The sequence below is a fragment of the Arthrobacter sp. MA-N2 genome (genome assembly GCF_000517125.1).
GTDB lineage: Bacteria > Actinomycetota > Actinomycetes > Actinomycetales > Micrococcaceae > Arthrobacter > Arthrobacter methylotrophus.
Genome location: NZ_KI912155.1, coordinates 2,752,148 through 2,772,575, shown reverse-complemented (window position 1 = coordinate 2,772,575; position 20,428 = coordinate 2,752,148). Strand labels below are relative to the sequence as shown.

The following is a 20,428-nucleotide window of genomic DNA, read 5'->3' as shown; positions in this document are numbered from 1 at the left end:
TCCTCACGATCGGCAAAACTTCGGGGCCCGGAAAGGGCGCCTAGTTCAGTTTAGTTGAGCCTGCGGACGCCGCTGTGGCGGTGTACGACGGCGGAGCTACAGCAAGCAGCGCCGTACCCGCCGCAGCAACATCAGCAGACATCTCCCACACCCGCTTCAAGGCGCAGAATTTCCACCAATGGTGCTTGAGGACGTCCGGATTGGCCCGCTGGGGACGGACTTCCGTCTCGCCGATGGCCACGGCAAGGAGGACGGGGTTCTCGCCGTATTTCCACGGTTCCCACTCCCCTGCCACCGGATCCACCAGGCTTTCCTCGGCCTTCATGCCGGCTACGAGTTGCATCACCACCTTGTCGTCAAGGGGTTTCACCGTTCCATCACGAGCGGTGCCTTTGGTCTTGTAGTCGATCAAACAGACCCTCCCGTTGATTTTGGCCACGAGGTCCAGCGTTCCGGCGTACCCGACGCTTGAGTTCCATACGGTGATCTCGGGCGCAATGGGCTCCACCCGGTATAACTCCCACCATTCATCGAAGCGGTCCGCGAAAGCTTCTTCGCCGTTTGACGCTAGCTCTTCGCGCGTTTCCTTCATTCGGTGTGGGCGTCCCAGGGCATGGATGGCCACTTGTTCGCAGTAGTTATGGACTCGATCGCCGCGGCGTGCGGCGTCGTCCCGGTAAACCTCCGCTGCCTTGGCGGCTTTGTTGACAGCCTGCCGCATCTTCGCGGGGCTGGAGAGATGCTGGGGAAGCTCCGGATCTTTTGCCAAGCTGCTGGCCCCCATGTAACCGAACCAGCCGTCCAGGGAGTGGGCCTGCTGGCCAATCACCGTGGTGATGGAAGGGACCGAAAAGGACTCGGCCGTGGACCGGGCATACATCCGGCCATATTCGGTGGCGTGGGCAAGCAATGGATCTGTCATGGGAAAACTCTTTCACACACCACTGACAAGAAGGCGCGTCGGCTCGGTCTCGTCCAGCGCAATGAGGGCGCGCTCACGCCGTCCCCTTCGTAACTAATCGGGCACTCGAGCATGGCGATCCTGCTTTCTCGACCCGCGATGCCATAATTGGTCACGTCCTCGGCTACGGGAGCGGATAATGGTCCTCGATATATCAACACTGCGCGTGGTTCTTGGCGTGGTCGCTCTCACCCTGCTTCTTTTGTTTTATGCATCGTTCAGGCGCACACGCTCGCCGTACAGCGGATGGTGGTGCATCGCCCTCCTTTTCTTTCTTTCCGGGAACCTGGCTTTTCTTTTCAATGGGACGCCGCAGCAATTCTGGGCAAATCCGACGGGGAATGTCCTCTTGGTGGGTGGGGCGTTCAGTGTCTGGTCCGGCGCCCGCTCGCTAAGAATGTTGCCGCCGCCAAAATGGCAGTTTGCGGCGGCGTGTGGCGTCACGGCGTGCGCCTCGATATTGGAAAGCCCTGCTCACAACACGTGGTCCGGGGGCCTGGTTTATCTGGGCTTCATGACGTTGGGCATCGGGTTGGCGTCGTGCGATCTTTGGCGCCTGGATTCCAGCTACTCCCATGTGCACAAATCGATGGCCCTGGCCGCGGCATTCCTGTCCGCTTACTATTTCTGCCGCCTGTCCGTGTATTTCGTCGAAGGGCCGACAGGTCCGGAATTCCGCCTGTACTTTGGCCCGTCCATGGCCAGCCTGGTCACGTTGATACTGCTGGTTGCCGTGTCTTTCAGCATGACAGCCCTCAGTAACGATCAGTTGATCAACCGGCTCAGTGAACGCGCTGCGCACGACACCCTGACCGGCCTCCTCAATCGTGGCACTTTCATGGACCTTGCCACCAAGGAACTCCAGCGACTACACACTACAAACTCCGTCGCCTCCCTGGTCTTGGCCGACCTGGACCACTTCAAAGGGATCAACGACGAGTACGGCCACGCCGCCGGTGACGCCGCGCTACAAGCCTTCGCTGCCGCCTGCACTGAGTCGGTACGGTCCACCGACCTGGTTGGACGCTACGGCGGTGAAGAATTCATCCTGCTCCTACCAGGAGCCAATCAGGAGCGGGCCGAAAGCATCGCGGCCGACATCAGCCGCGCCTTGGCAGCAACCGGGAGCCTCGACCATCTCCAGATTCCGACGGTGAGTTACGGAGTGACTTCCAGCCAGCACGGCGCCGTCGGCCTCACCGCAATGATTGCTGCCGCCGACGCAGCCCTCTACCAAGCCAAATCGCTCGGGCGGAACCGCGTGGTCAGCGCCGCTCCGCTGTCTTCTTGAGAATCAATATGTGATTTGCGTCACAGTATATTGTGATTTGAGTCACGGCCCTTTTCAATATCGACTTGCACACTCAGGTGTACTCTGATATAAGTCACCGGCAGTGGAGCTGGTGCCGACCAAGGAGTCGTACCATGAGTGTCGAATCTAGTTCTGCCGCGGGAACCGTCCCGGCCGACAGTGGTCACCGGGCTGCAAATCCCCTATCAGCCCAAGGCCCTGTAATTTCTCCACAGGCGAGCCCCAGTCCCCCATTTGCCGATCCGGCTGCTTTGGGTTTGGGCGCTTTCGCAATGACGACGTTCGTCTTGAGTGCCATTAATGCCGGCCTGATCGTCAAAGCCGACGAACCCGTTGTCTTGGGACTGGCACTTTTTTATGGCGGCCTCGCACAATTCGCCGCAGGGATCTGGGAGTTTGCCAACCGGAATGTCTTCGGCGCGACCGCGTTTTGCTCGTACGGAGCGTTCTGGCTCTCGTTCTGGTTCTTGAGCCAGTTCAGTGCAGCCGGCCTTCCCGCCGCGGACGCCGGCAAGGCGGTGGGCCTTTACCTGCTGGCGTGGGCAATCTTTACGGCCTACATGACCATTGCCTCGTGGCGCGTCAGCCTGGGCGTCTTTGCCGTCTTCGTGTTCCTGACCCTCACCTTCATTGCCTTGTTCATCGGCGCCTTCGCGGGGGCAAGCGGAATGACGATGCTGGGCGGCTGGCTGGGCCTCGTGACGGCGCTCATTGCCTGGTACTGTTCCCTCGCGGTCGTCGCGAACTCCACCTTCAAGCGGACCGTGCTCCCGGTGGGGCGACGGTGACCGGTGATGGCCGACTATCCCACAGAATCGGATGAAACCCTCGCGAACCTGCTGCACGAACAACGGCGATTCCCGCCGGACGCCGGCTTTTCGGCCCAAGCCAACGCTACGTCGTCGGACTATGACAAGGCCGACGACGACAGGCTGGCGTTCTGGGCCAGCCAGGCAGGGCGGCTGGATTGGTCGCAAAAATGGACCGAAGTCCTGGACTGGTCCAATCCGCCATTCGCCAAATGGTTCGTCGGGGGCAAACTCAATGCCGCCTACAACTGCCTGGACCGGCACGTAGCCGCCGGTCGCGGAGACAAAGTCGCATACTACTTCGAAGGAGAAGGCGGAGACACCCGTACCATCACCTACGCCGAGCTCACGCACATGGTCTGCCAAGCGGCCAACACCCTGAGCGATTTGGGCGTCAGGGCCGGAGACCGGGTGGCCATCTACATGCCGATGATTCCGGAAACCGTGGTGTCAATGCTGGCTTGCGCCCGGATAGGAGCCCCCCACACAGTCGTGTTCGGCGGCTTTTCCGCGGACGCCCTCCGGACCCGGATCCACGACTGCGATGCCCGGATTGTCATAACCTCCGATGGCGCCTACCGCCGCGGCAAGGAGATCGGGCTGAAGTCCGCCGTTGACGAGGCCCTGCTGGACTGTCCCGACGTCCGCAACGTCCTGGTGGTCCGCCGCACCGGCCAGGAAGTCGACTGGACGCCGGGGCGGGATATCTGGTGGCACGAATCAGTCGAGCTGGCTTCCGCCGATCACCAAGCCGAGGCGTTCGACGCCGAACATCCGCTGTACGTGATGTACACCTCGGGAACCACGGGCAAGCCCAAGGGCATTCTGCACACCACCGGCGGCTACTTGACCGCCTGCGCCTATACCCACTGGGCAGTGTTCGATCTCAAAGCCGAGTCCGATATCTTTTGGACAGCCGCGGACATCGGCTGGGTGACCGGGCACAGCTACATCGTGTACGGGCCCCTGGCCAACGGCGCCACCTCCGTGCTCTACGAAGGCACTCCTGACACCCCGCACCAAGGCCGCTGGTGGGAAATCATCGACAAGTACAAGGTCTCGATTCTCTACTGCGCGCCGACCGCTATCCGGACGTTCATGAAGTGGGGCGCCCAGATACCGGCCAAGTACAGCCTCGGGAGCCTGCGCGTCATCGGCACGGTGGGCGAGCCGATCAACCCTGCCGCATACATGTGGTATCGGGAGAACATCGGGCACAGCCGGACGCCTGTGGTGGACACCTGGTGGCAGACCGAGACCGGGTCGATCATGATCAGTCCTCTCCCTGGAGTCACGGCAGGCAAGCCCGGCGCCGCGATGAAGGCCCTCCCGGGGGTCGTCGCCGACGTCGTGGATGACTCGGGTGCATCGGTCGCCAACGGTTCCGGCGGCTACCTGGTGCTGAGGGAACCCTGGCCGTCCATGTTGCGCACCATTTGGGGCGACGACGACCGCTACGTCGAGACGTATTGGTCGCGGTTCCCGGGGCTCTACTTTACGGGCGACGGCTCGAAAAGGGACGAGGACGGGGATATTTGGCTCATGGGCCGGGTGGACGATGTGATGAACGTGGCAGGGCACCGCCTTTCGACCACGGAAATCGAATCGGCCCTCGTCTCCCATGCGAAAGTCGCCGAAGCCGCCGTCGTCGGCGCTACGGACGAAACCACTGGGCAAGGCATCGTCGCCTTCGTCATCCTCCGCAGCGAGGCGGGCGACGGCGGTCCGGAGGTCGTGCAGGAGCTTCGTGAACATGTGGCCAAGGAAATCGGCAAGATCGCTCGGCCCCGACAAATCATGGTGGTGGCAGAGCTTCCCAAGACCCGGTCCGGCAAGATCATGCGGCGGCTGCTCAAAGACGTCGCACAGGACCGGCCGATTGGGGATGTCACTACCCTGGCGGACTCGTCGGTGATGGACCTGATCAAGGCCGGCATGCCGGGCGGCGCGGGAGGCTCGCACTAGCCGAAAGCATCCGGACCGACAGCATCCAGGCAGCGCAAAGGAGCCCTTCCGGCCGGAAATTTCTGCGGCCGGAAGGGCTCCTTCCTGGTGGGCGATACTGGGTTCGAACCAGTGACCTCTTCGGTGTGAACGAAGCGCGCTACCACTGCGCCAATCGCCCGTGCACAAGAAGACTAACCGACCCATGCCGGAATTCAAAAATCGGGATGCCATACGGAATGATGCCATACGGAATAGCGACCAGGAGACCCGGCGAACTCCGTAATACCGCAAGCGAATCACATGGGTGTAACTCGCAAAATCCGCGCCAATTCAAGGAACTTACGCCCATTGCCGACCATTCGGACAGATCGATTTGGAGTTTCCCCGAACCTCCTATAGAGTTTTTACTCGTCGGAAAGCGACGGAATGTCCCTTGCGGGCAGGCCGTCGAATAAGGCTATGCGGACGTAGCTCAGCTGGTAGAGCACCACCTTGCCAAGGTGGATGTCGCGAGTTCGAATCTCGTCGTCCGCTCGCAGGACACTGTCACGGCATGAACTTCTTGGAACTCCAGGAATCGTGCTTACACGGTGGGTTGGCCGAGAGGCGAGGCAGCGGCCTGCAAAGCCGTATACACGGGTTCGAATCCCGTACCCACCTCGGTGAAAACCTTGGTTTCCGGTCCAGGCCGGATTGCATTTGGGCGATTGGCGCAGCGGTAGCGCGCTTCCCTGACACGGAAGAGGTCACTGGTTCGATCCCAGTATCGCCCACCAGAGCAAGGCAACTTGCTTGATGATGAAAGTCCGGTTCGGCCGGTACGGCCATCATGTGCGGACGTAGCTCAGCTGGTAGAGCACCACCTTGCCAAGGTGGATGTCGCGAGTTCGAATCTCGTCGTCCGCTCTTGTTTTCCACGTCCCGGCAACGGGCCGGTCGGCTCACGCCGATCCGGGCGATTGGCGCAGCGGTAGCGCGCTTCCCTGACACGGAAGAGGTCACTGGTTCGATCCCAGTATCGCCCACCAGAGCAAGGCAACTTGCTTGATGGTGAAAGTCCGGCTTCGAGCGGAACAGTCATCATGTGCGGACGTAGCTCAGCTGGTAGAGCACCACCTTGCCAAGGTGGATGTCGCGAGTTCGAATCTCGTCGTCCGCTCCACGTATCCCCGTCCGGCAAGCACCGGCGTTCACAGCCGTATCACCCTCCAAAGCAGCTCCCAGGGAGCTGCTTTTTTTGTGCCCTCGTCTGGCGCGCCGCCCGCAGGCGGAATGCGCGATTCTGCTGGATCATCGGCGTTCCCACCTTCCGGCGCCCCGGAATCACGCGGCCGACACCGTTGGCAAGTGGAATGATCCAGCAGAATCGACCTCTTTGGCACGCGACTCTACGGCTCACATCAGGACGCTCAAGGACTGCTGGACCCGCAACCAAGGCACTGAAGCCCCTTTGCTTGCCCGCCAACACTGGGAAGCAAGCCCTCCCAGACCCATAATTTGTCCTTTTACGCGCATGTGGCTCGCACGAAGATTCAGCGGGGCTAATGAATACTGCTCAGCAAAAATCACTTTATCCAATGTGATTTGGATCGCATACTTTTCTTCAGGTCTCATTCGTCCACGCCAACCGGCAGGAGCAAACGGTGAATCAAGAAACGCTTGTCCGATCAATCATGCGGAAGAAACCCATTGATGACATCGAGGAGGAGAGCAAGCACAGCGGGCTCTTCAAGAGCCTGGGCCTCTGGCAACTGACGGCCATCGGCGTCGGCGGCATCATCGGCGTCGGGATCTTCTCCCTCGCCGGACTCGTGGCGCATGGAAGCAAGGACAGCCCGGGCGTAGGCCCGGCTGTGCTGATTTCATTCCTGGTTGCTGGCCTTGCGTCCGCCGCTGCCGCCCTGTCCTACGCGGAATTCGCCGGAATGATCCCCCGCGCCGGTTCGGCCTACACCTATGGGTACGTTGCCTTGGGCGAGGTCATCGGATGGTTCATAGGCTGGGACCTCCTGTTGGAATACATCGCCATTGTCGCCGTCGTCGCGATCGGCATTTCCGGTTACTTTGATGCGTTCCTTTCCGGGATCGGCCTCCACATGCCCGCCTGGATGACTTCGACGGTGGACGAAGGGAAGGGCGGTGTCATCAACCTGCCGGCTATCCTGGTCTGCCTGCTGGTCACCTGGATCCTCAGCCGCGGAACCAAGGCATTTGGCCGCTTCGAACTCGTTGCAGTGGCCATCAAGGTAGTACTCATCCTGTTCATCATTGGCCTGGGGATCTTCTACATCAACACCAACAACTACAACCCGTTCATGCCCAGCGGCTTCGGGCCCGTGCTGGCGGGCTCGGCCACGGTCTTCTTCGCCGTGTTCGGCTACGACGCAATGAGTACAGCCGCCGAGGAAGCTACGGATGGCAAGAAGCACATGCCGAAAGCGATTGTGCTGTCCCTCGTCATCGCCATGCTCCTTTACGTTGCGGCGACCTTGGTGCTCACCGGGATGCAGAACTACAAGGACATCAACCCCACCGCCGGCTTCGCCTCCGCATTCACCGGCGTCGGTCTGCCCGTCATTGCCACCATCATTTCCGTATTCGCGGTCCTGTCCATTCTGACCGTGATGCTGACCTTCCTCCTGGGCGTCACCCGCGTCTGGTTCTCGATGAGCCGCGACGGCCTGCTTCCCGGATGGTTTGCCGGAACCGACAAGCACGGCACCCCGCAGCGCGTCACATGGATCGCCGGCATTGCCTCGGCCTTGCTCGCCGGAGTCTTCCCCATCAAGGCCGTTGCCGATCTGACCAACATCGGCATCCTCGCAGCGTTCGTGGTGGTGTGCTTGGCGGTGATCGTCTTCCGCTACAAGAAGCCCGACGCTCCGCGCACCTTCAGGCTGCCCCTCATGCCTTTGGTGCCTGCCTTCGGCGTCCTCGCCTCGGCCTTCCTCATGATCCAGTTGCACTGGGAAACCTGGCTCCGCTTTGTGGTCTGGCTGGTGGTCGGGCTGGTGATCTACTTCACCTATGGTCGCAAGCACTCGCTCATGAATCCGGAAAGCCCGCGTCACCAACAAGCGTGACTGCTCGGGAAAACCATTTGACATCCCAGTCACGCTAACTCTTGGCACCTCCGGAGTCTCGGGTTAGGATCGAGAACGGAGGAGCGAACTGGCTCCGCGATTGAAGGGAGGTGCCCGTGGGATTACTTGACGATCTGAAGGGCAAAGCTCAGGACCTCATTGGTGGCAATGGAGAAGCCATCAAGTGCGGCATCGAGAAAGCCGGTGACGCTGGCAGGGCTCCGGCCTAGACAGCTCCCTCCACGGATGAGGCTCCGTAACCGGTCTTTCCGGCCAGAGCTCCCGATTACAGTTACGTCAACGGGGCACCGGTCCCGCCGCGAGGCGCCGCCGGTGCCCTAGGCGTTTAATCGCCTGGGCTTTGCTTCGCCCGCCCACTGGCTGCGCGCCGGTTCGGCTAACATGAAGGACTATGCCAGCGTGACCTCTCCACACCGGACAGCTACGTCCTATTCCCGCTTCCCGGCAACTGTCCCGCCCCCTTGTGGCTGGGATCGTGACGGCGTTGCTCGGTATCACTTCATCCTTCGCCGTCGTGCTCGCGGGCCTCAAGGCGGTCGGGGCCACACAGGAGGAGCCGGAGTGCCCGACGGCGGGTGGCCGCCGCCGTCGGCGCCTTCCTTATCGCTGGAGTACTGACCGCCCTGACCAGTCCCTGCCGGGCTCCTGGTGGCCCTCGCGGTCAACGGCGTCAGCATCCCTTCCAACGGGCTCTTGCCCGAATTGCGCTGGGGCTCCGTTCGGCGGACATGCGATCACCCTGGCCGCACTGAGTGCCGACCTGGCTGCCGGGGAAGAAGCTGGCGAGGACAGGTGCAGGCGCTGGATCGCGGCCTCGGCCAGGTGCTGAAAGACCGGGAACGCCAAAAGCAGAGCGGGGCAGCAGAGTCCCTAGGAGGGTTCGTGGTTCTGGCCCTCGCGCGCCAAGGCGGTCAGTCGGGACACAGCTCGGAAGTATTTCTTCATGTAGCCGCCGGTCATCATTTCCTCGGTGAAGAGCTTGTCGAACGGCACGCCGCTGGCGAGGATCGGGACGTCCTTGTCGTACAAACGGTCGGCAAGCACCACGAAGCGGAGGGCTACGGCTTGCTCCGTAATGGTTTCCACATCCCGCCAGACGACCGCGTCGATTCCAGCGATCAGCTTTCGATAACGGCTGGGGTGGACACCGGCGAGATGTTCGATCAGGCCGCGGAAGTCATCCATGGCCACGGTCTGGCCATCGAACTCGGCGTACATTTGCCGTTTGAGGTCTTCCGTCTTCAAGGGAGCCGGGGCAGCAGGCAATCCACGGTGGCGGAAGTCTTCGCCGTCGATCCTGACGACATCGAACTGGTCGGCGAGGACCTGGATCTCCCGCTGGAAGTCGACGGCTGCGAAGCGGCCATCTCCCAGTGAACCAGGCAAGGTGTTGGAGGTTGCGGCGAGCTTCACGCCGGCGTCGGCCAGCTCACGCATGAGGCGGGACATCAATACCGTGTCGCCCGGATCGTCGAGCTCGAATTCGTCAATGCAGACAAGCTTGTAGCTGCTCAAAGCGTCCACGGTCTTGCGAAATGACAGGGCGCCCACCAAGTTGGTGTACTCCACGAATGTTCCGAAGGCCTTCGGCCCCGGCGCGGAGTGCCACAAAGAAGCCAGCAGGTGGGTCTTTCCGACCCCGAACCCGCCATCGAGGTAAATGCCTGCCCTGCCGTTGACCTTCTTGCCGAAAAAGCGTTTGAAGAGGCCGTCTCCGTCACCGGCGCCTACCGTCGCCCCAAACGCTTCCAGGGACTTGACTGCCGCCGCTTGGCTCGGTTGGTTCGGATCGGGCCGGTAGCTGTTGAAGGACACTTCTCCGAACCGTGGCGAAGGGTAGAAACCCTTGAGAATCTCGTCCGCTGAGACCGCCGGTGTGCGTGCGGCGAGCTGTTCGATCTGTACCAATGCGGTCCGTTCTTCGTGTCGTAAGTCCCCAGCAAGAATACCGGCAATGGCGTGGCCCCGGCGGACACGTGATGAAGGCCATATTTCACCATATGAACGGAAGGGAGCTTTAGTCCCCGGGCATCGATACTGTGGGATCAATGCCGGGTAGGTCCCATCGTCCGGCGCCGCCCGGTGTCAGTGAAAGTGTCAGTGAAAGGCCATAGCTATGTCCTACCCCGTTGAACAGAACGAGAAGTTCGCCGCATACGCCCACCCCGAACGCCTGGTATCCACCGAATGGCTTGCCGCGGCCATTGAAGGCGGCGCCCTCGGCGACGGCAAGCTGGTTGTCGTCGAATCCGACGAGGACGTTCTTCTGTACGAGACCGGCCACATTCCGGGAGCAGTCAAGATCGACTGGCACACGGACTTGAACGATGAAGTCACCAGGGACTACGTGGACGGTGCGGCTTTCGCGTCCTTGGCAGCCGCCAAGGGTATCTCCCGCGACACCACCGTGGTGATCTACGGTGACAAGTCCAATTGGTGGGCCGCCTACGCTCTCTGGGTGTTCACGCTCTTCGGCCACGAAGACGTCCGGCTCCTGGACGGTGGCCGCGACAAGTGGATTGCCGAAGGCCGCGATATCACCACTGAAGTGCCGCAGCCTGCCCCGGGCGAATACCCCGTTGTCGAACGCAACGATGCACCGATCCGTGCCTTCAAAGACGACGTCCTGGCTCACTTCGGCAAGCCGCTCATCGATGTCCGCTCCCCCGAGGAATACACGGGCCAGCGCACGCACATGCCGGCCTACCCCGAAGAGGGCGCCCTGCGCGGCGGCCACATTCCCACTGCTGCCTCCATCCCATGGGCACGCGCTGCCGCCGAGGACGGCACCTACCGCAACCGCACTGAACTTGAGGACCTCTACCTCGGCGAAGCCGGCCTCACAGCAGGCGACGACGTCGTGGCGTATTGCCGCATCGGCGAACGTTCCAGCCACACCTGGTTCGCCCTGAAGTACCTGCTCGGTTTCGAAACGGTCCGCAATTACGACGGTTCCTGGACTGAGTGGGGCAATGCCGTGCGCGTACCGATCACCAAGGGCGCTGAGCGAGGATCCGTCCCCGCACTCGCCGGAAAGTAGTCCGGAACCTCTGTGCCCGGCCATTTTGAGCGATCCAGAGCCAAAGCTGCCCGGACGTGCGTAAGCTGGAAGCGATGAGTACCAATACTTTGCCCGCCGCATTAGCGGAAATTGTCGATGACTTCCAGGCACTGACCGAGCCGGACCGACTTCAGCTCTTGCTTGAGTTCTCGCGCGGACTCCCGGCGTTGCCGGAACGGCTTCTGGACCACCCTGAACTGCTGGAGCAGGTGGTGGAGTGCCAGTCACCCCTGTTCCTGACCATTGAACAGGAAAAGAAGCCCGACGGCGTGGCCTACCGATTGTTCTTCAAGGCACCGCCCGAGGCCCCCACTACGCGCGGCTTTGCGGGTGTCCTGCACGAAGGCCTGGACGGATTGACTGCCGCGGAGATTCTGGCTGTTCCTGATGACATGCCGGAATTGCTGGGCCTTACGCGGGCCATCACGCCGTTGCGCATGCGTGGCATGACCGCCATGCTGGGGCGCATCAAGCGCAAGGTCGCCGCGGCGGACCGTTTGGCGTCCTGAGCAGGAATACACCGCGAATGGCCAAGAAACAGGCTTCTCAGGGAACGCCGGCCACAGCCATATTGGCTGCGGCCGGCGTTCCCTTCACTCTGCACCCATATGCACACGATCCTTCGGCGGCCAGCTACGGGCTCGAGGCGGCGGAAGTCCTCGGAATCGAGCCTGGCCGCGTCTTCAAGACTCTGATAGTCGACGTCGAAGGCAAACTTGCCGTGGGAATCGTTCCGGTCAGTGGAACCTTGGATCTCAAAGCAATCGCCGCGGCCCTGGGATCGAAGAAGGCCACCATGGCCGATCCCCAAGCGGCCGAGCGACGGACCGGCTATGTTCTCGGTGGCATTTCGCCCCTGGGCCAACGCCAACCGTCACCCACGGTGCTCGACGAATCGGCGCTGGCGTTCGGCACCGTCCTTGTTTCCGGCGGACGCCGCGGCCTGGACATTGAGCTGGATCCTGCGGACCTTATCCGGCTGACCGGCGCCCGTACCGCTCCGATCGGCAGCCACTAGCGGTCGCTGGGTAGGGCAGCTAGCGGTACGCTCAAGCCGACGCCGGGCCGACGCGGGGAGTGAGCCGCGGAGCGAGCCATGAGTGCACCAGCCGCTCCCACTTCTGCGGATCCACGTTCCACTCTTTGGTGTGCCGTGCGCCTTCGAAGGGTTCGAAAGTGACCATGTCCGGGTTCTTTTCGGCGAGGCTGGCGGAGGGTTCGTACGGTACGTACTCATCGTCCACGCTGTGGATCACCAGCGTCGGAGTACGGAGTTCGACGGCGCGTGTGTCCCAGTCCATGGCCTTCAAGTCGACAGGTGCGGCCAGGCCGGTGAGTCGGCGGCCCAAGGGGTGCCCCAACATCAGCTGCCCGTAGCGACCCACCGCGTACGGGATCCTGTTGAGCTGCGCGTGGTGCGCAAGGACGTTGACCCAGTCGATCACCGGCGCGTCCAGGACCATGGCCCGGATGACATGGCGGTGGTGCGAGAGGTCGGCCGTCTGGAGGCAGATCGCACCACCCATCGACCATCCGAACAAGACCACCTCGTGGGCACCATGGGCCAGTGCGTATTCAATCGCCGCATCGACGTCGCGCCACTCCGTGGATCCCAAACCGTAACGCCGGTCGGGGGCGGACGGCGCCAAGCCGTCGTTCCGGTACGAAACCAACAGGCTGTCGAGGCCCAGATCGCGAGCGCTGCGCACTGCGCGCAAGCCTTCGACGCGGGTAGCCCCGCGGCCATGGACCATGATCGCCCACACTTTCGCGGGCTTGCCTGCGCCCGACGGGATCAACCATGCCGGCGCCTGGCCACCCTCGACGTCGATCTGCACTTCTTCCGAATCCAGGCCAAGCACCGCCGGGGAGTCATAGACGGCACCACTCCACCACCCACGCCGGGCTTTTGCCAAGTCTCCGCTGTACACTTCTTCGACTTCGCGCTGCACCGTACGTTCCGCGGGCGAATAGGACACGATCCGCCCGATTCGCGCGAACCCCGTGCCCCCTGCGAAGTAGAGGCTGAACACGCCGTCGACGATGCTGTCCGGGGTGGCTGCGAGGATGACCTCGAGTCCATGGTCTCCGCGCACCACCGCCAGCACTTCCTGGTCAGCCTCGCGTTCGGATGGGGTGATGACGCGCCGGGCGAAATAGGCTGCGAGCGCCGAGGAACCTGCGCCCAGCACGCCGGCGATGCTGCTGCCGGCAATGATTCCTGCAACAGCCCATTTGGCGCGGGTGGACATTTTCGCACCGTTCTCAGCGGTTGGTGCGGCTCGGGTCATTGATGCCATGTGACCATTGTCCCGGTTGCGGAGCCGTCCTTTGGACAGCACCGTTCACCGGCGTTGCCTCCCGAACGGGCCAGCTACGCCGAGAACATAATTGCCGGACCAATCATGCTCCCGGCGCGCCTCCGGTCTACGCTGTAGCCATGAGTGATCCAATCGTCATCCTTACTGAAGAGCCTCTCGGCCCGGAAGACCGTGTCAATATTGCCAAACTGCTCGACGGCGGCGACTCGCCCCTGGTGGTGTTGGTGCCGGCGAACACCGAAAGGCACTTGCTGGTCGACTTCCTCGAAAACCTTTCGATGCTCGAAGTAGCCAAGGCATTTCGGGACCTTGTCGGCGAGGCGCCGAGTCCCCAATCGGAGCGTGCGCAGGCCGCGGAAGCCTTGTCTGCCTCCCTGATGGCACTGGAGGGGCTCGGTGGCGGAGTTACCGGCGAAATCGTCGACGGCGGTGCCGTGGCCGGCTTGGTGTCCAAAGTCAAAGCGCTCAATGCGGCGCAGGCAGTGGTGATCACGCGTCCCCACGCGATCACCGATACCTTCCATACGGACTGGGCGAACAAGGCCCAGGACCAATTGGGGTTGCCGGTGCTGCATCTCTATGCGGGATCGGGATTTATCGGCGACTCGTAAGCGTTGAGAGATCATGAGCACTGCAGATAACAGGAAGTACTTCCAAGCCGCAGACCCTTTGGCCGGGGTCCCCTTCCAAGAGGTTCCGAAGGACGGGCAATGCGTGGAGAAGACGGATGCGCAGTGGCGCGAGGAGCTTACCCCGGAAGAGTTCAGGGTGCTGCGCCAGGCAGGAACGGAACGGCCCTACACGGGAGAGTATTGGGACACCCATACCGCCGGTGTCTACCAGTGCAGGGCCTGCGGCGCGGAGCTTTTCACGAGCAACGAAAAATTCGATTCCCATTGCGGTTGGCCGTCTTTCTGGGCGCCGCTCGCCGAAGGCACCGTCCGGTACATTCATGACCGTACTTTGGGAATGGAACGGGTGGAGGTCCGCTGTGCTAATTGCGATTCACACTTGGGACACGTTTTCGAGGGTGAGGGCTACGGGACGCCCACTGACCAGCGGTATTGCATCAACTCGGTTTCGCTCAAGCTTGTCGAGTCCCCCGCCGGACAATAGCTCCAGCGCCCGGCAGTCCCGGGGCCCAGCCCTCGCCGGGCTGGATCTCCGGGTGCCGGCGGAGCCACTTTCAACAGATTTTCTTATGCTCGAGCCACTTTTGAATTAGTTACTCTGACCGATTGCTACGCTCGCCTCAGAACAATATTTCTTGAGGAAGGCACCGTCGTCGATGACAACTACCGCTAGCATCGCCCGCCCGCGCATCACGTCCGATAACCGGGACTGGGTCTCGCTGAAGGCCGCAGCCACTGCCCTGCAACCCCTGCAGAGCCGGGATGGTTCCATTCAGGAACCGGCACACCACGGCGCTGCGCAAGATTACACAGCCACCATTATCGAATCCATCAAGCGTCTGGGCCCGGCGTTCCCCCACGATGCCGCCTACCTTGAACTCCTGGTCGAAGATTTCGCCCGGTGGGCCGATTCCGGATTCGGAGTCCCGGACTTCCTCGACTCGCTGCTGGCCTTCCAGCCCCAGGAACACCGCGAAGACGGACTCCAGCACCTCGTGGTATTCCCCATGTACACCCAGAACGGCAGCACAAGCCGCCTCGTGGAAGCCGTCCTGATCGAGGTCATCTGGCCCGAGTTCATCGGCGACTTGGAGTCCGGCGACTACTCAAACAAGCTCTTCGTGCCCATCCGCTTCCTGGACTTCACTCCGGGGTATGACACCAATTCCGCCGTGCTCTTTCCAGAGACAGTCGCAGTGAGGGAAACGCCCGCCTTTACGTGGGGCGCCATCTTCGCCGACCGTGAAGCCGCCCGCTTCCGGCGTGTGCTCAAAGCAGCCGCGGCAACAACATCCCTGCAGCTCCCCCCGGATGCGGCAGAGCTTTTGGATGACCAGGAACTCACGCAGCGGACCTTCGTCATGTGGGACCTGATCCATGACCGTACCCACATGCGCGGCGATCTTCCCTTCGACCCGTTCATGATCAAGCAGCGGATGCCGTTCTTCCTTTATTCGCTCGAAGAGCTCCGCTGCGACCTGACAGCCTTCCGGGAATCCGTCCGCATCGAGAAGGACGAGGATGCTTCGCCCGACGCCCGACGCCACGCGAAGCTCGTCCAGTACGCCGTCATCTTCGACCGGATCTTCCGCTTCGCCATCACGGGAAACCGGGTGCGCAACTACGACGGCCTCGGCGGCCAGCTCCTCTTCGCGTGGATGCATCAGCACCACGTCCTGCACTGGACCGATAGCAAGCTCAGCATCGACTGGGACGAGGCCGCCGACGTCGTCGTCGAACTCGGTGCCCGGATCGAGGAACTTTATTGGCGCTCCATCGACCGTCCGAAAGCTGCCCACTGGCTCGCGGCGTATAAGCTCATTTCCGGTACGGTCACTCCGCATCCGGCTTCGGTTTGGGCGAAGGGCCCGGAGGCACTGCCGCTCGACGGGCCGCCCCGCGGCCTCACCGACCAGGTCCTCGACGATGAATTCCCCCTGTCCATGTTCTACGAAGCCTTGGAGAAGAAAATGCGCCCCATCATCGAATCAACCACGGGCATCACCGGCACCAGCGGACCGGCCGCAGCCTGATGCTTGGCAACCAGCTGACCATCCTCGTTACAGGTGGCAGCAACTCCTCCGGCATTGCCGTTGCCCGCGCCTTCACTCTGGCCGGGCACCGGGTCTTCACGGTCGGCTCGGACGAGTCCCGCATCAAGGCTGCCGCTTCCCAAGCGGGCGCCGACGTCACTCCCCTGGTGTGCGATCTTTCCCAGCTCGAGGCAGTGCGGGAACTCGCCTCGGCGATCCACGGGAGCGCTAAAAGGGTCGACGGCGTGATCCACTTGGTAGGTGGGTGGCGCGGCGCCAAGGGAATCGAAGATCAACCGGACGAAGACTGGACCGCCCTCGAACAAAGTGCCATCACCACACTGAGAAACGTCTCCCGGGTCTTCTACCAGGATCTAGAGTCCTCCCCCGTGGGACGTTTCGCGATGGTGAGTTCGACGGCGGTCGCAGCACCCACCGCCGGAGCCGCGACTTACGCGGCGGCCAAAGCTGCTGCGGAGACTTGGACCTTGGCCTTGGCCGATGGGTTCCGACGTGATCAATCAGGCAACCCAAGCAACCCAAGCAACAACGACGAACCCCCGGAGCAGCACAGCGCCGCCGTCGTCTTCGTCGTCAAGTCATTGCTGGACGCCGCGATGCGGAAGGCACATCCCGAGCGGAAATTCCCTGGGTACACCGACGTCGACGATTTGGCGACAGCCGCCGTCGGGCTTTTCGACAAGCCAGCGGCGGAACTGAACGGACAGCGCCTCCTTTTGGCCAAATAGACTGAAAGCGTGAACGAACAAGTGACGAGCATTACTGAAGAGAACCCGGTCGCCCTGCCTTCGGAAGCCACGGGGCGCCTCCATGATCCCTCAGTCCGGGGATTCGCCTCGGACAACTACTCCGGCGTCCACCCTGAGATCCTGGCGGCCCTGGCCGCAGCCAACGGCGGCCACCAGGTTTCCTACGGCGAGGACCAGTACACGGAACGGCTCCACGAAGTCATGGAACAACATTTCGGCGAAGGCATCGAGTGCTTCCCGGTCTTCAACGGCACGGGCGCCAATGTGTTGTCCTTGCAGTCTTTGCTGCCGCGCTGGGGTGCCGTCATCTGCGCCTCGACCGCCCACATCAACATGGACGAGAACGGCGCCCCGGAGCGGATCGGCGGGATCAAGCTCCTGCAGGTCCCCACCCCGGACGGCAAGCTGACTCCCGAACTGATCGACCGCGAGGCCTGGGGTTGGGGCGACGAGCACCGTGCGCAGCCGTTGGCCGTGTCCATCACGCAAACCACGGAACTCGGCACCTGCTACACACCGGAAGAAATCCGGGCGATCGCCGACCACATCCACGCCAAGGGCATGAAACTGCACATGGACGGCGCCCGGCTCGCCAATGCTGCCGCCCACCTTGGCGTGCCATTGCGGACGTTCACCCGCGACGCCGGCGTGGACATCCTCTCCTTCGGGGGCACCAAGAACGGACTCTTGTTCGGCGAGGTCGTCGTCGCGCTGAATCCCGAGGCCGCCCACGGACTCAAGTTCCTGCGCAAGATGAACATGCAACTGGCCTCCAAGATGCGATTCATCTCGGTCCAGTTCATCGCGCTTCTGGAGTCCGGATTGTGGCTTCGCTCTGCGGAACACGCAAACGCCATGGCTGCACGGCTGCGTGCCGCCGTCGACTCCATTGAGGGCGTGGAGCCTACCCAGGCTACTGAGTCGAACGGAGTTTTCGCGGTGCTGCCCGCCGGCGTCGCCGATCGCCTCCGTTCCTCCTTCAAGTTCTACGACTGGAACGAAGCGAACCGCGAGGTGCGCTGGATGTGCTCCTTCGACACCACGGAAGAGGACATCGATTCTTTCGTTGCCGCCATCAAGCGCGAGCTGGCCCCGGCATAGGCCTGCGTGCGGGGCGGCGTGGCTTCAGGGTTTCGCCGCCCCGGGCACATAATCTGCGAAGGTGAACGCACTCGCACAGGTTCCCGCGGATTTTTTGCATGCGTTGGGAACGCTACGAAAAGCACAGTGCCGGAGCGAGCTGCGGCTCGCGGAGATTCCGGCACCCTCCCGCCTGGCCCCCTACGCTGTAGCCCTGGGGGCCGAGGTCTTCAGCCGTTCGACGCGTCCGGTCCGGACTCCTGTCCATGGCCCTGCAGCCATGGCGTTTACCCACGAGAACCCCTCCGGACCCGCCAGTACGGCCGATGATGATGACGAGCTTGCCACGGGCAGGTTCATCCTCCTCCATGACCCGGACGGCTCCGCCGTGTGGGATGGGGAATTCCGGATCGTGACCTACATCCGGGCACAGCTCGACGCCGAGATGGGCAACGACGCGATGCTCGGTTCCGTGGCCTGGACGTGGCTCGTGGACGCCCTCGAAAGCCATTCCGCGCAGTACCGGGCGGCAGGAGGTACAGCCACACGCATCCTGTCGGAGAGCTTCGGTACCTTGGCTGAAAGACCGGAAACCATCGACATCGAACTTCGCGCCTCGTGGACGCCGGCGTCTTCCGATGCCCAGGCACATCTGGAGGCCTGGTGCGACATGGTCTGCACCTTCGCCGGGCTTCCTCCCCTGCCTCCCGGCGTCACACCCCTGCCACGTCGGCGGCTCACGTGAACGCCGTCGGGGTGCTCTGGAATGCGTGGCCGGACCGGCCACGCACAGAGTCGGTAAACTGAAGGCACCATGACCCCTGAAAATCTGGAACCCACCACAGCCGGCGCTCCGGCTGCTGATCCCACACCACACATCACGGTAGACGGCTTTGAGGGCCGGATACCCGAAATCATCGACCTGGATGCCCCGCGTGAGGGCGTACCCCTCGTCATCGACACCTTGTCCGGCCTGGAGCGGTGCGCCGCTGCGATCGCCGCGGGAACCGGCCCCGCCGGGGTCGACGCCGAACGCGCCTCGGGTTTCCGCTACGGTCAACGCGCCTTCCTGGTGCAGATCAGACGCGACGGCGCAGGCACCTGGCTGATCGACCCTGAGCCCTTCGATGACCTGAAGATCATTAACGAAGCGTTGCGCGGTGTCGAATGGATCCTGCACGCCGCGACTCAGGATCTTCCGTGCCTGGCCGAGCTGGGCATGTGGCCCGACAAGCTTTTCGACACCGAGCTCGCTGCTCGGCTTGCCGGGCTGCCGCGCGTTGGCCTCGCCGCCGTCATTGAGCAGCTCCTTGGTTTCGGCCTCGCCAAGGAGCACTCCGCCGCCGACTGGTCCACCCGCCCCCTTCCCGAACCATGGCTGCGTTACGCAGCCCTCGACGTCGAAGTCCTCGCCGAACTGCGCGAAGAACTCATGGAACTCCTGGAAGCGGACGGAAAGCTTGAATTCGCCGAACAGGAATTCGCCGGCATCCTTGGAGCCGGACTCCCGGCACCGAGGATTGACCCGTGGCGCAAGACCTCGGGCCTGCACCAAATCCGTGACCGCCGTCAATTAGCCGCCGTGCGCGAGCTGTGGTACGAACGGGACCAGCTGGCGCGCAAACGCGATGTTGCTCCCAGCCGCCTCATTCCGGATTCCGCTTTGGTAGCCGCCGCCAAGGCCATGCCGACTACCGTTCCGCAGCTCCTCGCCACCAAGGGTTTCCACGGGCGGGCCGCGCAGCGGGAAGCGCCGCGCTGGTTGCGCTGCGTTACCGCCGCAAGGAGCACCGAGGACCTTCCTCCATTGCATTTGCCGACCAATGCTCCGCCGCCCCCGCGTGTCTGGACAGACCGCGATCCGGAAGCCGCAGCGCGCTTGGGAACTGCCCGGCCCAAGCTTCAAGCGGCTGCCGACGAGCTCAAACTTCCCGTGGAAAACCTCCTCACTCCGGACTACATGAGGCGCGTGCTGTGGCGGCCGCCGTCGGACCTCACCGTCGAGTCAGTAGCGGAAGAGCTGCGCGCCCTCGGCGCGCGGGAGTGGCAAATCGCCATCACGGCACCGATCCTCACCGAGGCGTCACTGAATCCGCAACCGCTGGCGCCCAAGGAGCCTAAAGAGCCGAGGAGCGCGGCTCCCGGCAACTGAATCATGCACGGCCGGTTGGGCCGGAGTGCCCCAAGCCCAACGCTCGCTCACATCTAACGCCCCCAAGCCCAACGCTCGCTCACATCCGACCGCGGTTCCTGCGGGATGTGAGCGAGGAACCGGCGAGGGGACGTCATATGTGAGCGAGGATCGGAATTTGTCCTCCTTGCGCGCTAAGTTACCGGTGAGTAACATGGCGGTAAATGATGCCGACTCCCTCTCAGGTCTGTCCGGCATCCCTGTCTC

17 protein-coding genes and 7 tRNA genes are annotated in these 20,428 nt (G+C 62.6%); 20 read left to right on the top strand and 4 right to left on the bottom strand.

Annotated elements, in window-relative coordinates:
- Positions 1–40 precede the first annotated feature (40 nt).
- Positions 41–922, bottom strand: coding sequence for a hypothetical protein (locus A3M3_RS0113605; RefSeq protein ID WP_028266810.1), 882 nt, complete (start codon positions 920–922; stop codon positions 41–43).
- A 178-nt stretch (positions 923–1,100) separates the two neighbouring features.
- Here A3M3_RS0113605 and A3M3_RS0113600 point away from each other — a divergent pair, with 178 nt between their 5' ends.
- From A3M3_RS0113600 to acs, 3 genes are all read left to right on the top strand, one after another.
- Positions 1,101–2,252, top strand: coding sequence for a GGDEF domain-containing protein (locus A3M3_RS0113600; protein WP_028266809.1), 1,152 nt, complete (start codon positions 1,101–1,103; stop codon positions 2,250–2,252).
- Positions 2,253–2,386: 134 nt separating this feature from the next.
- Positions 2,387–3,061: an acetate uptake transporter gene (locus tag A3M3_RS0113595; RefSeq protein WP_081736794.1), complete on the top strand. Its 675-nt coding sequence runs from the start codon at positions 2,387–2,389 to the stop codon at positions 3,059–3,061.
- A 6-nt stretch (positions 3,062–3,067) separates the two neighbouring features.
- Positions 3,068–5,047 (top strand): acetate--CoA ligase, encoded by a 1,980-nt coding sequence (gene acs / locus A3M3_RS0113590; protein ID WP_028266807.1) that lies wholly within the window; start codon positions 3,068–3,070, stop codon positions 5,045–5,047.
- 85 nt (positions 5,048–5,132) lie between these two features.
- On the opposite strand, the gene A3M3_RS0113585 is transcribed toward acs, so the two are convergent.
- Positions 5,133–5,207: transfer RNA gene (locus A3M3_RS0113585), tRNA-Val, on the bottom strand.
- 283 nt (positions 5,208–5,490) lie between these two features.
- Here A3M3_RS0113585 and A3M3_RS0113580 point away from each other — a divergent pair.
- The 7 genes from A3M3_RS0113580 to A3M3_RS0113550 all read left to right on the top strand — a co-directional run bounded on the left by A3M3_RS0113580 (position 5,491) and on the right by A3M3_RS0113550 (position 8,112).
- A tRNA-Gly gene (locus A3M3_RS0113580) sits at positions 5,491–5,563 on the top strand.
- A 55-nt stretch (positions 5,564–5,618) separates the two neighbouring features.
- Positions 5,619–5,689, top strand: a tRNA-Cys gene (locus A3M3_RS0113575).
- 41 nt (positions 5,690–5,730) lie between these two features.
- Positions 5,731–5,805, top strand: a tRNA-Val gene (locus tag A3M3_RS0113570).
- A gap of 57 nt (positions 5,806–5,862) precedes the next feature.
- A tRNA-Gly gene (locus A3M3_RS0113565) sits at positions 5,863–5,935 on the top strand.
- Between the two features lie 47 nt (positions 5,936–5,982).
- Positions 5,983–6,057, top strand: a tRNA-Val gene (locus tag A3M3_RS0113560).
- A gap of 58 nt (positions 6,058–6,115) precedes the next feature.
- Positions 6,116–6,191 (top strand) — tRNA-Gly (locus A3M3_RS0113555).
- A 511-nt stretch (positions 6,192–6,702) separates the two neighbouring features.
- Positions 6,703–8,112 (top strand): amino acid permease, encoded by a 1,410-nt coding sequence (locus A3M3_RS0113550; protein ID WP_155854376.1) that lies wholly within the window; start codon positions 6,703–6,705, stop codon positions 8,110–8,112.
- An 891-nt stretch (positions 8,113–9,003) separates the two neighbouring features.
- On the opposite strand, the gene zapE is transcribed toward A3M3_RS0113550, so the two are convergent.
- A complete protein-coding gene (gene zapE, locus A3M3_RS0113540) occupies positions 9,004–10,041 on the bottom strand; it encodes a cell division protein ZapE (protein WP_028266805.1) in 1,038 nt (345 codons plus the stop codon).
- Positions 10,042–10,249: 208 nt separating this feature from the next.
- Here zapE and A3M3_RS0113535 point away from each other — a divergent pair, with 208 nt between their 5' ends.
- The 3 genes from A3M3_RS0113535 to ybaK all read left to right on the top strand — a co-directional run bounded on the left by A3M3_RS0113535 (position 10,250) and on the right by ybaK (position 12,212).
- Positions 10,250–11,173: a sulfurtransferase gene (locus A3M3_RS0113535; RefSeq protein WP_028266804.1), complete on the top strand. Its 924-nt coding sequence runs from the start codon at positions 10,250–10,252 to the stop codon at positions 11,171–11,173.
- Positions 11,174–11,247: 74 nt separating this feature from the next.
- Positions 11,248–11,703 (top strand): SufE family protein, encoded by a 456-nt coding sequence (locus tag A3M3_RS0113530; RefSeq protein WP_197023221.1) that lies wholly within the window; start codon positions 11,248–11,250, stop codon positions 11,701–11,703.
- Between the two features lie 17 nt (positions 11,704–11,720).
- Positions 11,721–12,212: a Cys-tRNA(Pro) deacylase gene (gene ybaK, locus A3M3_RS0113525; RefSeq protein WP_028266802.1), complete on the top strand. Its 492-nt coding sequence runs from the start codon at positions 11,721–11,723 to the stop codon at positions 12,210–12,212.
- A 31-nt stretch (positions 12,213–12,243) separates the two neighbouring features.
- Here ybaK and A3M3_RS0113520 read toward each other — a convergent pair whose 3' ends face one another.
- Positions 12,244–13,494, bottom strand: coding sequence for an alpha/beta hydrolase family protein (locus A3M3_RS0113520; protein ID WP_028266801.1), 1,251 nt, complete (start codon positions 13,492–13,494; stop codon positions 12,244–12,246).
- 140 nt (positions 13,495–13,634) lie between these two features.
- Between A3M3_RS0113520 and A3M3_RS0113515 the strand changes: the two genes are divergently transcribed.
- From A3M3_RS0113515 to A3M3_RS0113485, 7 genes are all read left to right on the top strand, one after another.
- Positions 13,635–14,126, top strand: a complete 492-nt coding sequence (locus tag A3M3_RS0113515) for a hypothetical protein (protein ID WP_028266800.1) — start codon at positions 13,635–13,637, stop codon at positions 14,124–14,126.
- A 13-nt stretch (positions 14,127–14,139) separates the two neighbouring features.
- Positions 14,140–14,631, top strand: coding sequence for a peptide-methionine (R)-S-oxide reductase MsrB (gene msrB / locus A3M3_RS25005; protein WP_231497256.1), 492 nt, complete (start codon positions 14,140–14,142; stop codon positions 14,629–14,631).
- A gap of 172 nt (positions 14,632–14,803) precedes the next feature.
- Positions 14,804–16,180 carry a DUF6421 family protein gene (locus tag A3M3_RS0113505; RefSeq protein ID WP_028266799.1) on the top strand — a complete coding sequence of 459 codons (1,377 nt, stop codon included), beginning with the start codon at positions 14,804–14,806 and terminating at the stop codon, positions 16,178–16,180.
- Positions 16,180–16,929, top strand: coding sequence for an SDR family oxidoreductase (locus A3M3_RS0113500; protein WP_035741759.1), 750 nt, complete (start codon positions 16,180–16,182; stop codon positions 16,927–16,929). The genes A3M3_RS0113505 and A3M3_RS0113500 overlap by 1 nt, the downstream gene beginning before the upstream one ends.
- 9 nt (positions 16,930–16,938) lie before the next feature.
- Positions 16,939–18,051 carry a threonine aldolase family protein gene (locus A3M3_RS0113495; RefSeq protein WP_442853104.1) on the top strand — a complete coding sequence of 371 codons (1,113 nt, stop codon included), beginning with the start codon at positions 16,939–16,941 and terminating at the stop codon, positions 18,049–18,051.
- Positions 18,052–18,112: 61 nt separating this feature from the next.
- Positions 18,113–18,775, top strand: a complete 663-nt coding sequence (locus tag A3M3_RS0113490; RefSeq protein ID WP_028266796.1) for a DUF3000 domain-containing protein — start codon at positions 18,113–18,115, stop codon at positions 18,773–18,775.
- A gap of 69 nt (positions 18,776–18,844) precedes the next feature.
- Positions 18,845–20,182 carry an HRDC domain-containing protein gene (locus A3M3_RS0113485; RefSeq protein ID WP_028266795.1) on the top strand — a complete coding sequence of 446 codons (1,338 nt, stop codon included), beginning with the start codon at positions 18,845–18,847 and terminating at the stop codon, positions 20,180–20,182.
- Positions 20,183–20,428 lie beyond the last annotated feature (246 nt).